Below are 14,268 nucleotides of genomic sequence, written 5' to 3' on the forward strand. Positions count from 1 at the left end.
AGAACAATTTAATATTTTTATATAAAAATTAAAATGCAAACACAAACTATAGCCTTAATTGATGATGATAGAAATATACTGACTAGTCTTAGTATTGCTCTAGAAAAAGAGGGTTTCAAAGTTCAAACATATATTGATGGAGAGAGTGCATTAATCGGTCTTACTAGAATGCCACCTGACTTAGCAGTTATTGATATTAAAATGCCTAAAATGGATGGAGAAGAATTGCTTAAAAAATTAAGAAAAAAAACCTCTCTTCCGGTAATATTTTTAACATCCAAAGATGATGAAATTGATGAGTTGCTAGGATTAAAATTAGGTGCAGATGATTTTGTAAAAAAATCCGGTGGATTTTCAATTAAAGTTTTGATTGAAAGAATAAGAGTTCAATTAAGAAAAAAAGACTCAAATAATTCATTAGAAGAAAATAAAAGCTTAATATCACATGGAAGATTAAAACTTGATCCATCTCAGCTTGAGTGCGAGTGGAATGGCAAACAGTTACCAGATAAATTGACAACTACTGAGTTTTTGATTGTTAAAGAATTGGCAAAAAGACCTGGAATAATTAAAGAAAGAGCTCAACTAATGGATATTGCTTACAGAGAAGATACAGATATTGAAGATAGAACTATTGATAGTCACGTCAAAAGAATAAGAAAAAAATTCAAAAAAGTAGATCCTGATTTTTCAGCTATTGAAACTAGATATGGTAGTGGATATAGATGGAATGTTAGCTGATGTTTAGTAAATACTTAAAGACACTTTCTATTCTTAAAAAATTTCTATTTATAAACTTTGTAATATTTACAATTATTGGTTTATTTACACTTATTTATCTTACTAATATTGAGCCAAGTTTATTAAAAAAAAAATCTGAAGATCATATTAATATTATTAATAACACAACTGATAATATTAAAAGATTGAATATAAAATTTCAGGAAAATGATATTAGAAAATTTTTATTTTCTACAAGATTTATTTTTCAAAATTTAGACAGAGTCATTTTCTTTGACAATAAATTAGAATTAATTGGTGATACTGATACTTTAGATCTTGATCCAAGATCTTTTTCAACACGATTAGATAAAATTGAATTTGAAAGTTTGAGTGAAGAAGTCAATGAGAATGAAAACAAAGAAAATAATTCTTCTCAAAATAATGAAACAAAGGCTTCATTTAAAGATTTATTAGAAAGGTATAATAATTCAGATAACTATGGAAATTATTATACTTTTACAGAAGATAATTTAAATCAATTTAAAGTTACAACTGTTAAAAATGTAAAAAGCGATGAAAGTAATTTAGGTTTTATAGTTATCTCAGAGAACGCCAATGAGATTAAGACAGCTATAGACGAGAGAAGAGCATTTGTAATTAGAACAGCTATATCAGTTGGTTTTGTAATTTTAATTTTTTCTTTTGTACTTAGCAGATATTTTATTAAACCAATTCAAAACCTAGTTGGATATACAATCAAAGTAAAAGAAAAAAACCCTGGCAAAACAGGAATTGAAAATTTGAAGAATAGAAATGACGAATTGGGATTATTATCTAATTCAATGGAGGATATGACTAATGAATTGCAAAAACGAATTTCTCATGCAGAAAATTTCTCAACAGATTTAGTTCATGAAATAAGAAATCCACTAGCATCTTTAAAAAGTGCATCGGAAATTTTAAAAGATACAAAAGATATAAATCAAAGAACTAAGCTTTTAGATATTCTTACTCATGATGTACAAAGAATTGAAAGATTAATTACAGATTATTCACAAATGTTAAAAGATGAAGTTGCTCTTAGTAAAGAGCAAATGAAAAAATTAGATATACAACCAATTATACAATCTGTTGTTGATGATTATAACAACATTTATAAATTCAAGAAAAATATAAGTATAAACTATCAAAATGATGGAAAGTCAGAGTATCTAATTAATGGAATAGAAAATAGGATTGAACAAATCGTTGCCAATTTATTAGATAATTCTATTTCATTTAGTGAAGATGGTAGTGAGGTAATTGTGAATGTTTCAAATGGATTAGAAAAAAAAGTTATAGTTAAAATTTTAGATGAAGGACAAGGATTTAAAGAGAAAGATACCTCAAAAATTTTTAATCGTTTTTACAGTAATAGACCAGAAAATTTTGGTGAGCATTCAGGATTAGGTTTAAATATTGTAAAAAATTTAGTCGAACTTCATGATGGAAAAATTGAAGCATCCAATAGGCTAGATAAGCAAGGAGCATTGATAGAAATACAATTTCCTAGTTTATAATCTTTAGTTGATAAAATAGAACTTAACTGTATAAAGCTCGCTATGGATGATTTTAAAGTAAAAGATATTTCCCAAGCTGAATTTGGAAGAAAAGAAATTTCTATCGCAGAAAGTGAAATGCCAGGTTTAATGGCATTAAGAGAAGAGTATTCAAAAGAAAAACCATTAAAAGGTGCTAGAATTATTGGATGTCTTCATATGACTATCCAAACAGCAGTGCTAATTGAGACATTAGTGGATCTTGGAGCGGAAGTAAGATGGTCATCTTGTAATATATTTTCTACACAAGACCATGCAGCAGCAGCAATAGCAAAAGCTGGAATTCCTGTTTATGCATGGAAAGGTGAAACAGAAGAAGAGTATTTATGGTGTATTAAACAAACAATAGTTGGAAAACCCGATTGGAAACCTAACATGTTATTAGATGATGGGGGAGATTTAACTGCCATCATGCATAATGAATACAAAGATTTAATGAAGGATATAAAAGGTGTTTCTGAGGAGACCACAACTGGAATTAAAGCATTAAATAAAATGGAGAAAGATAATTCTCTATTAGTTCCTGCAATAAACGTTAATGACTCAGTAACGAAATCTAAATTTGATAACTTATATGGATGTAGAGAAAGTTTAGTTGACGGTATCAGAAGAGCTACTGATGTTATGATGTCGGGTAAAATTGCAATAGTTGCTGGTTTTGGTGACGTTGGAAAAGGAAGTGCCGCATCGTTAAGACAAAGTGGTGCTAGAGTTCTTGTTACTGAAGCAGATCCTATCTGTGCACTTCAGGCAGCAATGGAAGGTTATGAAGTAGTTTTAATGGAAGAAGCTATTAGTAGAGCAGACATAGTTGTTACAGCAACTGGAAATAAAGATATAGTTACAGCTGATCATATGAGAGACATGAAAGATAGAGCAATCTTATGCAATATTGGACATTTTGATAATGAAATTCAAGTTGAGGCATTGAAAAATTATAAATGGACAGAAGTTAAGCCCCAAGTACACGAAATTGAATTACCAAGTGGAAAAAGAATTATTCTTTTAGCTGAGGGAAGATTAGTTAATTTAGGTTGCGCAACTGGACACCCAAGTTTCGTAATGAGCGCATCTTTTACCAATCAAGTAATTGCTCAAATAGAACTTTGGCATAATCATAAAAATTATGAAAACAAAGTTTATGTTTTACCGAAGCACTTAGATGAAAAAGTAGCAACATTACATTTGAAAAAAGTTGGGGCTAAATTAACAAAATTATCAAAAGAACAAGCAGATTACATAAGTGTTGGAACAGAAGGCCCATTCAAACCAGATGCCTATCGCTATTAAAAATAGCAAGATCGATATAAGTTCAGAAGAAACAACAAAAGTTTTAGCAGAAAGTTTTAAGAATTTTTTGCAAGGTGGAGAAATAATATTTTTATATGGTGAAATGGGTGTGGGCAAAACTACATTTATAAAATATTTGATTAATGAATTTCAAAAAAGTTCAGATTTTCCAATTACAGAAGTTTCAAGTCCAACATTTAATTTATTAAATGAATATCAAGTAGGTCCAAAGAAGATAAAACATTACGATTTATTTAGGATTAAAAATAAAAGAGATACCAATGATCTAAACATATTTGAAAAAGATAATAATTTAATTACTTTTGTTGAATGGCCAGAGTTAGTTAAAGATATTCATGAAAAAGTTATTGTATTAAGATTTAACTATGAAAATGAGCTAAATAATAGAAGTGTTGAAATCACAGGCATTAATTAAGAATAGACTAGAATGAAAATTTCAAAAGATTTGCAAAAAATTAAAGGAGATGCATCATTTAGAACTTTTTATAGAAGTAAAAAAAATAACTCTATAGTTGTTTATGCAAAAAAGGAAAAAAAGAAAAATTTATTAATTTATGATGCGGTCAACAAAATTTTAATAAAAAATAAAATTTCCGCACCAAATCTGATTAGCCATAATTATAAAAAAAACTTCATTGAAATTCAGGATTTCGGAAATGTCTCATTTTTTAAAATTTTAAAAAATAAAAAGAAAAATAAGTATTCATTTTTTAAAAATATTATTCATATATTGAATAAATTACAAAGTATAAAAACTAAAAAGATAAAAAATTTTTTAAATCAAAATTACAAACTTGAATTATATAAAAATAAAATTTTATATAATGAAGCAAAACTTTTTAGTGACTGGTATGTTGAAAAAAAATTAAATAGAAATAAATCTTTATTCAAAAAAAAATTTAAAAACGAGATAAATAAATTATTATCTAAACTTAATAATAAAAACATTACTTTTGTACATAGGGATTTTCATGTTTCAAATTTAATGTATTTTAAAAATCAAATTGGCTTAATTGACAATCAAGACGCTCTTATTGGAAATAAAGCTTATGATTTAGCATCATTGATAGATGATGTTAGATTAAAAACTAATAACAAATTAAAAAAAAAGATTTTTGATTATTACATAAAAACCAATAAAAAAATTAATTTAATTAAATTTAAACAAGACTTTGAAATACTATCAGTTCTAAGAAATTTAAAAATCATTGGAATTTTCACAAGGCTTGCTTATAGAGATAATAAAAAAAAATATATTCAATTAATCCCTTATGCATGGGAAATGATAGATTACAGATTAAAACAGAATAAGATTTTTAAGGATTTAAAACTATTATTAAAAAATATTTTTCCAGAATTTATTAATTAAATTATGAAAATAAATACAGCTTTAATATTATGTGCAGGATATGGAAAAAGATTAAACCCAATAACATTAGATACACCCAAACCATTATTAGAGTTAAATAATGTAACAATGTTAGAAAAATGTATCCAATTGATTAAAAGTTTGGGTATCAAGAAAATTTTAATAAATTCATTTTATTTAAAAGATCATTTTCCAAAATTTTTTAAAGATAAAAATTTTGATATTGATATTGAAATTATAGAAGATGGAAAAGAAATTCTAGATACTGGGGGTGGTATTTTAAATTTAATTAAGTATTCTAATGAAGATGATTTTATAGTTTTTAATCCTGATACTGTTTGGACAAAAGAGTATTTTAATGAAATTAATAAGATGGAAGAATTCTATTTTAGTGAAAAATTAAAAAATATTCTTTTATTAGTAAACAAAAATTTAAGTTTTGATAAAAATTTAAAGGGTGATTTCAATTTAGAAAATAATCTTATAACTAAGGAATTATATAAAAATTATATCTACATCGGCTGTCAGATATTAAGTAAAGAATTGTTTAAAAATGAAACTAATGAAAAGTTTTCAATTTCTAAAATTTGGAACAAATTGATTGATACCAAAGATTTACATGGATATGAAAGCAAACAAAATTTTTATCATTTAACTAATTTGGAAATCTTCAAAAAATTAAAAGATCTTTAGCTCTGTCAGAGTCTAAATATTTAGCGCTTAAAACTTTTTTATCTCCATTTACTTCAATAAGTAGAGGATTACCTGTCGGTATTTCTAATTTTGAAATTACATCATTATCCAAATTAAATAGGTACTTACAAAGAGCTCTAATTGAATTTCCATGTGCAGATATTAAAATATTTTTATCATTTATGATTTCAATTTTCTTTTTGTAAAAATCTATTACTCTCTCATAAGTGTCTTTTAGAGACTCTGTACTAGGTATTTTATCTTTAGGAATATTTTTATAAATTTCTATATTAGATGGATGATATGGATTTTGTTTGTCTAGAGGATCAGGTCTTAAATCCCAAGACCTTCTAAACTGATGTACCTTATCTTCCCCTAATTTTACTTTCATTTCGTCTTTGTTGAGACCAGTAAGTGCACCATAATGTCTTTCGTTTAATTCCCATGCCTCACTAGGAACTTTATTGTCTTTTAATTCTCCTTGAATTATTTTTAATGTATTTTTGGCTCTTAATTGAACAGATGAGAAATAAAGATCTATTTTTAGGTTGTTTTTATTAATTAATTCACCTGCTTTTTTTGCTTCAGATTTACCATTTTCTGTCAAATCAACATCTACCCATCCTGTAAATTTTTTTTCTAAATTCCAAATACTTTGACCGTGTCTAACTAAAACTAAATAACTCATCTTCCACCTTTTAAATTAATTTGATAAATAAAACTACAAGATTAATGAAATATTTTTTTCAAAAATATAAATATTTTTTTTTATTATTTAATTTTATTTTACTTTCTGCTTGCTCATCAATTCCATCTAATACCGCAGATGGTTGCTCAATATTTAATGAAAGATATCTGTGGTATAAGCATGCTAAAAAAGCAGAAGCAAAGTGGGGTACACCTGTGTATTTACAATTAGCTATTATAAAGATGGAATCTAGCTTTGATAGGTTGGCAAAACCTCCAAGACAAAAAATATTCAAAGTTATCCCTTACAAAAGACCTTCTAGTTCTTTTGGATACTCTCAAGCGGTGAAAGGTACTTGGAAACAATACAAAGAAGAAACCGGAAATAAATTTGCAACAAGAACAAGATTTAAAGATAGTGTAGATTTTATTGGTTGGTATACAAACAAAACTGAGAAAATTTTAAAAGTTTCAAAAAAAGATGCTTTTAGACAATATGTTGCATACCATGAGGGGTGGGGGAATTATAAAAATTATAAAAAAAATAATAAGGTTATTAACTTAGCTAAAAAAGTTGAGAAACAGTCAAATATTTATAAAAAACAATTATCAGATTGTAAAAATAAATTAACTACAAGTAAGTATATTATTTTTTAATTTAATTGTTTTTTCAGTTCTATATCTACGGCATCAATCCGCTTAGTATTTTTTGCTAATGCTAAATACATTGTAGGGGTTACATATAGAGTAAAGAATGTTGATATAATCATTCCACCTAAAATAGTTGCACCAACTGCTAATCTTGATCCTTCTCCAGCACCAGGACCTATATTTCCGATAACCAAAGGTATCATAGCAATCATAGTACTTAGTGATGTCATTATAATAGGTCTAATTCTTAGCTTACAGGCTTTCAACACTGCCTCTTGAATTTTAACACCTGTCGTTCTTATTTGATTGGTATAATCGACTATTAAAATACTATTCTTCGTAGAAATACCAATAAGAATGATTAAGGCAATTTGTGAGAATATATTTACTGAACTATTTAAAAATAAAATAAATACTAAACCACCAAATACAGCTAAAGGAACTGTCAAAATAATTATGAAAGGGTGTACAAAAGAGTTAAATGTTGCTGCCATTACCAAATAAGCAGTCAACAAAGCTAAAGCAAAAATTAAATAAATTTCGTTTGTAGTTTCTTTCAATTCTTCTGATTTTCCTTTCCAAGTAATTTGGTTTTGAGGCGCAACTTTTATCATTACATCTTCTAAATATTTAACAGCTTCAGTTAGTGTGTAATTTTCTGATAGTGCAGCTGAAATTGTAACAGCTCTTTGTCGATTATATCTTGGTAGTGCCTCTGCAGTTCCTTTTTCCTCAAATTCAACAAGACTAGCTATTGAAACTAATTTTCCAGTTGTTTCAGATCTTACAAATATTTTTGATAATCCGTCTTGATCACGTCTATCAGCTAAATATTGTTGTAAGATTATTGGATATTCTCTTCCTTCTTTACTAAATGAAGTAACTCTTTTTCCTCCATAAAGTGTTTCAAGAGTTCTACCTATATTTTCTGTAGATACACCTAGGTCATTAGCTCGATTTTTGTTTGTGATTAATTTAACTTCAGGTTTGTTTTTTGTGTAATCACTTTCAATTCTGAACATATTTCTATTTTTTCTTAATTCTCTTAGAACACTATTTTGAATATCTTCTAATTCTTCATAGCTTGTTCCATAAATAACCATCTGTACTGGTTTGTTGTAGTTTGAAACTCTTATTCCTTGCGGAGATATTGGAAATGCAAAAGTTTCTGGAACCGAAACCACTTGTCCAATAGCTTCTCTTAATACAGTTTGACTATTTTTTTCTCTATTTTTCCATTCATCAAGTAAAGCAATTATTATAAAAGTGTTATAAGATGTTGCGGATCTTCCAAATCCAGGAACTCTCATGATTAGTCTTTCATACGGGCTATTTTCTGCTTGCAATAATCTTAATATTCTTCCTTCAATTATCTGAGCTTTTTCTTGAGTATATTCAAAGGAACTACCTTCATCTGTCGAACCTATTATTAAATAAGAACCTCTATCCTCCATAGGTAGCAATTCTTTTTTTGAAAAATTAAAAAGATAAGCAGATGCTGCAACGATAAAAATTATAAATATCGAAATAGTTTTTTGTCTATTTATCCAGTACTTGAGTGAATCAATATAAAATCCAATAAAAGATTTAAATTTATTATTAAATTTTTTAACTAAGAAATTAACTTTTTCTTTTTTATTTAAAAACTTACTTCCAAGCATTGGAGATAGAGTTAATGCAACAAAGGATGATACTACAATTGAAAATGATAGCGCTATGGCTGTCTCTTTAAACAAAGTTCCAGATATTCCTTTAATAAATATAAGGGGCAAGAACACTGCAATTAAAATTAAAGTAGTTGCAATAATAGCAAAAGTAATTTGCTTAGAACCTTTATAAGCAGCAACTAGTGGTGTTTCACCATTTTCTATTCTAGTATAAATAGCATCTGTCATAATTACAGAATCATCAGTAATTATTCCTATTGCTAAAATAAAACTTAATAATACAAAAATATTTATTGAGAGATCAAAAATGTATAATCCAAGAAATGAACCAATTAAACTAACAGGAAGAGCTACAGCTGGTACAATTACCGCCTTAAGATTTCCAAGAAAAAGATAAATAATTAAAACTACTAAAACAAAAGCAATAATTAAACTTTTATAAACTTCTTCGATTGCAGCACCAATATATGTTGCCCTATTAAATGCTATCTCCAAACTTAGTCCATCCGGAAGTGATTTATTCAGTTCTTTTATTTTGGCTTTAATTTGGTTTGATAACTCTACTGTTGAAGCACCGCTTTTAGCGTATATGCCAATTCCTACAGTTTTTAGGTTGAGTGCATTTTTACTTTGTGCTTTGAATAAAGTTTTCTCTGAAACAGGTCCAAATTCTATATTTGCAACATCAGAAAGTATTACTACTTTGTCTTTATTTTTTCTTAGAGGAAGTTCCTTTATAGTATCTATGTTTGAATAAGACTTATCTATATTTAAAGTTAAATCTTTATTATTTGCCTCTAATGTACCAGCAGGAATATTAAGATTTTCATTTCTTAAAGCTCTTTCAACCTCTTGAATTGTAAGGTTATTGGCTGCTAATTTGATAGGATCTATCCAAACTCTTACACTAAGCTCTCTTAGTCCACCAACTAAGATCCTTCCAACATTTGGAACACTTGAAAAAGCATCTATCAGATATCTTTCGGCATAATCTCCAAGATCAAGATCATCCCATGTAGGAGATGTCAGTGCTACCCACATTGTAGTTGTGAAACCTGCTGCTTGTTTTAGAATTTGGGGTGGATTAGCCTCGCTAGGCAAATTATCAACAACACGAGCAACTCTCTCTCTAATATCATTCGCTGCATCATCTAAATCAATATCTGTATTAAATTGTATGTTAATTCTACTTCGTCCATTCAAAGAACTAGAGTCGATATTTTTAATACCTTCTGCACCCCCTATTACATCTTCAAGTTTTTGAGTTATTTCTTCATCAACAATTTCTGCTGACGCTGATTTATAATCTGTTTGAACTTGAACTACTGGAGGCTGTATTCCATCTGGAAGTTCTCGAACTGGTAGCTCCGCAAAAACAAATATTCCAAAAATAATTAGAATTAAAGACATTACCCAAGCAACAACAGGTCGTTTAATACTAACTTCGGTTATATACATTTAATTATTTTTTTTCTTTTTCAGATTTTTTAAAAATATTTTTTAACCAATCAAATTTACCTTTTTTTTCTTCAGCTTTTTTGGATCCCTTTTTTTTACCCCAACCAGAATTTCCTTGTTTTTTCTTTGCACCTTTTTCTATAGGTCTAATCGTTAAATTTGGTCTAACTTTTTTTGTACCCTCAGCAACAATTTTATCTCCTTTATTTAATCCATCTAAAATTTCTACAAATCCTAAATACCTATCACCTACAGTAACATTTGTTTTTATTACTTTATTTTTCTCATCCACTTTATAAATAAATATATTTTCACCTTCGACTATTGTGCTTGTGTCAGGTGCACTTAAACCATCTCTTACATTGTATTTAATTGAAATTTCTAAAAATGAACCTGGTAAAATTTCTCCAGATTTATTATCCATTTTTATTCTTGTAGCTAATGATCTGGTGTCTTGACTTATTCTGCTTGCGAAGGAGTCAACTTCACCTTTATAAATTTTATTTTTATATCCAGAAAACTTTATATCAACAGGTAAACCAACTTTTATAAATGGAACAAAAATTTCTGGTATATCAACATCGCAATACAGTGAGCTAGTATCTTCTAAATTAATTAATAAAGAGGATTTTGATACTTCTAAATCTTCAGAAAATTCTCTTTTTCCAATAACCCCATCAAATTGAGCAATAATTTTCCTATTCTTAAGATTAGCAACAACATCGCCTTTTTTAACTTTTTTATTAAAATCTATCGGCTTTAATATCTCATACTTTTCAACCTTAAATGATTGAGTTTTAACTGGTGCTGCTGTTCCGTATGTACTTATAACATTTTCAAAAGTTCTCTCTTGAGTTGTGGTCACTATTATTCCAGGAGGAGGTCTTTTACTAAATTTTTTCTTAAAATGATTTCCAATCATTGTTCTGCCAATAATCACTATGGCAATAATTAAAAAGAAGATGACAATTATACTCGTGATTTTAGTTGATGTTTTCATAATTTAAATTTTCCCATATTCTGACCAAGATCCGTCATAAATGGTTGGGTGATATTTAGTATTAACTAAAGAATATGCAAGCGCTAAAACACAAGCAGTAACACCAGATCCACAAGAAAAGACTAGTTTCTCCTCAAAATTTTTTGATATTTCTTGAAATAATTTATTTAATTCCTCTTTATTTTTAAAAGTCTTATTTTCATTTATTACCTCTACAAAAGGTAAACAAACTGAATTTGGAATAGAACCACTTCTTACATTTTTTCTTGGATCTGGAGCTTTACCTTCAAATCTTTCTCTACTTCGCGCATCTACTACTTTGAATTCTTTTTTAGAAATATTTTGATCAATTAAGACTTTATTTTTTACAAGTTTAGATAATTCATTACCCTCATAGTTAGATTTATTTAAATTTGCTGAAATATTTGAGGTCTTTTTATTTTCACTTTTCCATTTTTTAAAACCACCATCAAGAACATTAACCAATTTTGGATCATGACCAAAATAAATAAAATTGTACCAACCTCTGCATGAACTTATGACATTTGAATTATCATAAATTACAATTTGATCATCATTTGAAATTCCTAAGTCTGAAATTATTTTATTCCAAGCCACTAAGCTTGGAAGCATATGAGGAAGGTCTGTGTCTTGTTTTGAATTTTTATCTAAATCAAAAAAAATAGCATTTGGGATATGCTCTTTATTAAATTCATCTTGAGCATTTCTATTTTCAGCAGGCATATGCCAAGAACAATCAATTATCTTCACTTTATCGAGATTTTTCTCTAGCCAATCTGTATCAACCAATGACATGCTATCTTTTTTCTAGATACTTTTGGTGATACTCTTCTGCTGTACAATAGTTTTTAGTTAACGAAATTTTTGTTACTACTTTGCCAGATAGTTTAATATTTTCTTTTTCTACCATCTTTTGTGCAATAGTTTTTTGATCATCGTTTGTATAAAAAATTTCACTTCTATACTGAGTTCCAAAGTCAGGACCTTGAGAATTTAACGTAGTGGGGTCATGAAATTTAAAAAAATGTTCAAGAATATTTTCGTAAGAAATTATATTTGGATCAAATTCTAACTTAACTACTTCAGCATGATTGGTTGTACCAGAACAAACTTCTTTATAATTTGTTTTGTCAGAGTTACCTCCACAATATCCTACTTCTGTCTTTGCAACACCATCAAGTTTGCTGAACTTTATTTCTGGTCCCCAAAAACATCCTAAACCTAAAATTGCTATTTCCATTGATAAATACCTTAATTAATCTAAGTTAATCACATGTTGTCAAAAAATCAATTGGGCTTTTTTTATATGTTTATATCTGTATGCGCTTTCTCGCTAATGGATTTAATTGTTAAATGGTCTGATGATTATCCAGTCGGGCAAGTTTTGTTTTTTAGAGGCTTTTGTGGAATAATCCCAATTTTATTCCTTATCCCTAAAGATCGGTATTTTGATTTCTATAAAACAACGCGACCTGTGCTTCATTTTAAAAGATGCTTAGCGGGACTTATAGCTTTAGTTTCTATATTTGTTGCACTTAGAAATTTACCTTTGGCAACTGTTGTAAGTATTTCCTTTGCCGCACCAATTTTTATTACAATTTTTTCAATTTTTTTATTAAATGAAAAAGTTGGTTTATATAGATGGATGGCAGTGTTAGTTGGATTTTTAGGAATAATATTCATTACTGAACCGGGATTTAGTTCTTTAAATGTGTATTATATTTACCCAATTATTTTTTGTTTAGGTCTTTCCTATGTAGCAATTGCTATAAGAAAATTATCATCAACCGAACCTGCCTGGTTGATCAGTTTTTTCTTTTCATTCTCGATAATGCTTCTAAGTTTTTTATCGTTTTATCAAGGATGGATCTTGCCAAGTTTACTTGATTTATTTTTGCTATCAATGGTTGGTATATTAGGTGGTCTTGCAAACTTATGGCTATCACAATCTTATAAATTTTCAGAAGTTAGTTTGGTTTCTCCTTTAAAATATCTTGGACTAGTTTTCGCAATAATATTTGGATATTTTATTTGGAATGAAATACCAACTTCTAAAACTTTGTTAGGTGCTTTATTAGTTATTGTTTCATCTATAATTATATTTAGGAGAGAAATGTATTTGAAAAAAAAACTATCTGTTTCACGTCATGAGTAAAACCCCATCATATTGGAATAAAGCAAAAAAGTATTTATCAAAAAAAGATAAAACAATGTCTTTTTTGATTAAAAAATATAAGTCACCATCAGAAACTGTTCTTACATCAAGGCGAGATGTTTTCTTTTCTCTTTGTAAAAGTATAATTGGTCAACAAATTAGTGTAGCTGCTGCTAACTCAGTTTTTTTAAAGTTTAAAAAAAAGTGTAAAAACAAAATTAATGCAAAAACAGTGAATAAATTATCAAGCTCTCAATTAAAGAGCTGTGGATTAAGCAGACAAAAAGTTAAGGGTATAAAAAGTTTAGCAGAACAAGTATTAAATAAAACATTTAATCCTAAAGTTATTGCAGGTATGTCTGATGAAGAAGCAATTATTTATTTATCTAAACTAAGACAAATAGGAAGATGGTCAGCTGAAATGATTTTATTATTTACTTATAATCGTCCAGATATATGGCCTGTACAAGATATAGGACTTCTAAGAGCTATTTCAAAAAATTATAATAAAAAATATCTTCCACCAGAAAGTTATGTAAACTTATTGCAAAAAAGATTTTCCCCATATTGCTCTGTAGCCACATGGTATCTTTGGAGAAGTATAGATCCTGAGCCTATTCAATACTAAAAGCCTCAACTATCTGTAAGTTTCTTTCGGTAGTATCTTTTGCGAGCGCCCAACCTTCTTGATATTCTTTAGAGTCATGACACTCCATAGCTTTTTCATAACTAGGGAATTCCCAAATTACTGTTCTTGGGTAAGTTTCTCCCTCTAAAGTATTAAACTTTCCTCCTCTTACTAATGGTATACCCCCATAACTTTTGATTATATCTGTAACTTTAGCTCCATATTTTTTAATATTTTCTTGGCTATATATCTTTTTATACAAAGCAATCCAGTAAACCTTCATCATTTCTCCTTTTTAAATTTTTTT

Annotated in this window: 15 protein-coding genes; 9 read left to right on the plus strand and 6 right to left on the minus strand. The window is 28.1% G+C overall.

Annotation, left to right across the window (positions count from 1 at the left end; translation table 11 throughout):
* Positions 1-33: 33 nt before the first annotated feature.
* Genes ACTTA0_RS01905 through ACTTA0_RS01930 form a run of 6 tightly spaced genes read left to right on the plus strand, consistent with a single transcriptional unit; the run spans position 34 to position 5,694 of the window.
* Complete coding sequence (locus ACTTA0_RS01905) at positions 34-741, plus strand: response regulator transcription factor (RefSeq protein WP_262589856.1); 708 nt, start codon at positions 34-36, stop codon at positions 739-741.
* A complete protein-coding gene (locus ACTTA0_RS01910) occupies positions 741-2,282 on the plus strand; it encodes a sensor histidine kinase (RefSeq protein ID WP_440675773.1) in 1,542 nt (513 codons plus the stop codon). The genes ACTTA0_RS01905 and ACTTA0_RS01910 overlap by 1 nt, the downstream gene beginning before the upstream one ends.
* A 42-nt stretch (positions 2,283-2,324) precedes the next feature.
* Positions 2,325-3,611 carry an adenosylhomocysteinase gene (ahcY, locus tag ACTTA0_RS01915; RefSeq protein ID WP_440633057.1) on the plus strand — a complete coding sequence of 429 codons (1,287 nt, stop codon included), beginning with the start codon at positions 2,325-2,327 and terminating at the stop codon, positions 3,609-3,611.
* A complete protein-coding gene (tsaE, locus tag ACTTA0_RS01920; RefSeq protein WP_440675775.1) occupies positions 3,595-4,047 on the plus strand; it encodes a tRNA (adenosine(37)-N6)-threonylcarbamoyltransferase complex ATPase subunit type 1 TsaE in 453 nt (150 codons plus the stop codon). The genes ahcY and tsaE overlap by 17 nt, the downstream gene beginning before the upstream one ends.
* Before the next feature lie 12 nt (positions 4,048-4,059).
* Positions 4,060-5,001: a phosphotransferase gene (locus tag ACTTA0_RS01925; RefSeq protein WP_440675777.1), complete on the plus strand. Its 942-nt coding sequence runs from the start codon at positions 4,060-4,062 to the stop codon at positions 4,999-5,001.
* Between the two features lie 3 nt (positions 5,002-5,004).
* Complete coding sequence (locus tag ACTTA0_RS01930) at positions 5,005-5,694, plus strand: sugar phosphate nucleotidyltransferase (protein WP_440675779.1); 690 nt, start codon at positions 5,005-5,007, stop codon at positions 5,692-5,694.
* Here ACTTA0_RS01930 and ACTTA0_RS01935 read toward each other — a convergent pair.
* A complete protein-coding gene (locus tag ACTTA0_RS01935) occupies positions 5,672-6,382 on the minus strand; it encodes a 2,3-bisphosphoglycerate-dependent phosphoglycerate mutase (RefSeq protein WP_440675781.1) in 711 nt (236 codons plus the stop codon). The two genes, ACTTA0_RS01930 and ACTTA0_RS01935, sit on opposite strands and share 23 nt — an antisense overlap.
* Before the next feature lie 44 nt (positions 6,383-6,426).
* Here ACTTA0_RS01935 and ACTTA0_RS01940 point away from each other — a divergent pair, with 44 nt between their 5' ends.
* A complete protein-coding gene (locus tag ACTTA0_RS01940; protein ID WP_440675783.1) occupies positions 6,427-7,038 on the plus strand; it encodes a transglycosylase SLT domain-containing protein in 612 nt (203 codons plus the stop codon).
* On the opposite strand, the gene ACTTA0_RS01945 is transcribed toward ACTTA0_RS01940, so the two are convergent.
* From ACTTA0_RS01945 to msrA, 4 genes are read right to left on the minus strand one after another with little or no spacing between them, the layout of a single operon-like run.
* The gene (locus ACTTA0_RS01945; protein ID WP_440675784.1) at positions 7,035-10,157 is read right to left on the minus strand and encodes an efflux RND transporter permease subunit; all 3,123 of its coding nucleotides are present in this window, start codon (positions 10,155-10,157) and stop codon (positions 7,035-7,037) included. The genes ACTTA0_RS01940 and ACTTA0_RS01945 overlap by 4 nt on opposite strands.
* A gap of 4 nt (positions 10,158-10,161) precedes the next feature.
* Positions 10,162-11,157 carry an efflux RND transporter periplasmic adaptor subunit gene (locus ACTTA0_RS01950; protein ID WP_440675786.1) on the minus strand — a complete coding sequence of 332 codons (996 nt, stop codon included), beginning with the start codon at positions 11,155-11,157 and terminating at the stop codon, positions 10,162-10,164.
* Positions 11,158-11,160: 3 nt separating this feature from the next.
* A complete protein-coding gene (locus ACTTA0_RS01955; RefSeq protein WP_440675788.1) occupies positions 11,161-11,973 on the minus strand; it encodes a rhodanese-like domain-containing protein in 813 nt (270 codons plus the stop codon).
* Between the two features lies 1 nt (position 11,974).
* The gene (msrA, locus tag ACTTA0_RS01960; RefSeq protein ID WP_440675790.1) at positions 11,975-12,418 is read right to left on the minus strand and encodes a peptide-methionine (S)-S-oxide reductase MsrA; all 444 of its coding nucleotides are present in this window, start codon (positions 12,416-12,418) and stop codon (positions 11,975-11,977) included.
* Positions 12,419-12,451: 33 nt separating this feature from the next.
* On the opposite strand from msrA, the gene ACTTA0_RS01965 reads away from it, so the two are divergent.
* Complete coding sequence (locus tag ACTTA0_RS01965; RefSeq protein ID WP_440675792.1) at positions 12,452-13,333, plus strand: DMT family transporter; 882 nt, start codon at positions 12,452-12,454, stop codon at positions 13,331-13,333.
* Positions 13,326-13,961: a DNA-3-methyladenine glycosylase family protein gene (locus tag ACTTA0_RS01970; protein WP_440675794.1), complete on the plus strand. Its 636-nt coding sequence runs from the start codon at positions 13,326-13,328 to the stop codon at positions 13,959-13,961. The genes ACTTA0_RS01965 and ACTTA0_RS01970 overlap by 8 nt, the downstream gene beginning before the upstream one ends.
* Here the strand turns inward: ACTTA0_RS01970 and ACTTA0_RS01975 are convergent.
* A complete protein-coding gene (locus ACTTA0_RS01975) occupies positions 13,948-14,244 on the minus strand; it encodes a DUF1330 domain-containing protein (protein WP_440676627.1) in 297 nt (98 codons plus the stop codon). The genes ACTTA0_RS01970 and ACTTA0_RS01975 overlap by 14 nt on opposite strands.
* Positions 14,245-14,268: the final 24 nt, after the last annotated feature.

The sequence above is a fragment of the Candidatus Pelagibacter sp. HIMB1593 genome (assembly GCF_052047755.1).
Classification (GTDB): Bacteria; Pseudomonadota; Alphaproteobacteria; order Pelagibacterales; family Pelagibacteraceae; genus Pelagibacter.

Coding starts and splice junctions, on each gene's coding strand:
- ACTTA0_RS01905 (WP_262589856.1), top strand. CDS start 34: ATGCAAACACAAACTATAGCCTTAATTGATGATGATAGAAATATACTG.
- ACTTA0_RS01910 (WP_440675773.1), top strand. CDS start 741: ATGTTTAGTAAATACTTAAAGACACTTTCTATTCTTAAAAAATTTCTA.
- ahcY (WP_440633057.1), top strand. CDS start 2,325: ATGGATGATTTTAAAGTAAAAGATATTTCCCAAGCTGAATTTGGAAGA.
- tsaE (WP_440675775.1), top strand. CDS start 3,595: ATGCCTATCGCTATTAAAAATAGCAAGATCGATATAAGTTCAGAAGAA.
- ACTTA0_RS01925 (WP_440675777.1), top strand. CDS start 4,060: ATGAAAATTTCAAAAGATTTGCAAAAAATTAAAGGAGATGCATCATTT.
- ACTTA0_RS01930 (WP_440675779.1), top strand. CDS start 5,005: ATGAAAATAAATACAGCTTTAATATTATGTGCAGGATATGGAAAAAGA.
- ACTTA0_RS01935 (WP_440675781.1), bottom strand. CDS start 6,382: ATGAGTTATTTAGTTTTAGTTAGACACGGTCAAAGTATTTGGAATTTA.
- ACTTA0_RS01940 (WP_440675783.1), top strand. CDS start 6,427: ATGAAATATTTTTTTCAAAAATATAAATATTTTTTTTTATTATTTAAT.
- ACTTA0_RS01945 (WP_440675784.1), bottom strand. CDS start 10,157: ATGTATATAACCGAAGTTAGTATTAAACGACCTGTTGTTGCTTGGGTA.
- ACTTA0_RS01950 (WP_440675786.1), bottom strand. CDS start 11,157: ATGAAAACATCAACTAAAATCACGAGTATAATTGTCATCTTCTTTTTA.
- ACTTA0_RS01955 (WP_440675788.1), bottom strand. CDS start 11,973: ATGTCATTGGTTGATACAGATTGGCTAGAGAAAAATCTCGATAAAGTG.
- msrA (WP_440675790.1), bottom strand. CDS start 12,418: ATGGAAATAGCAATTTTAGGTTTAGGATGTTTTTGGGGACCAGAAATA.
- ACTTA0_RS01965 (WP_440675792.1), top strand. CDS start 12,452: ATGTTGTCAAAAAATCAATTGGGCTTTTTTTATATGTTTATATCTGTA.
- ACTTA0_RS01970 (WP_440675794.1), top strand. CDS start 13,326: ATGAGTAAAACCCCATCATATTGGAATAAAGCAAAAAAGTATTTATCA.
- ACTTA0_RS01975 (WP_440676627.1), bottom strand. CDS start 14,244: ATGAAGGTTTACTGGATTGCTTTGTATAAAAAGATATATAGCCAAGAA.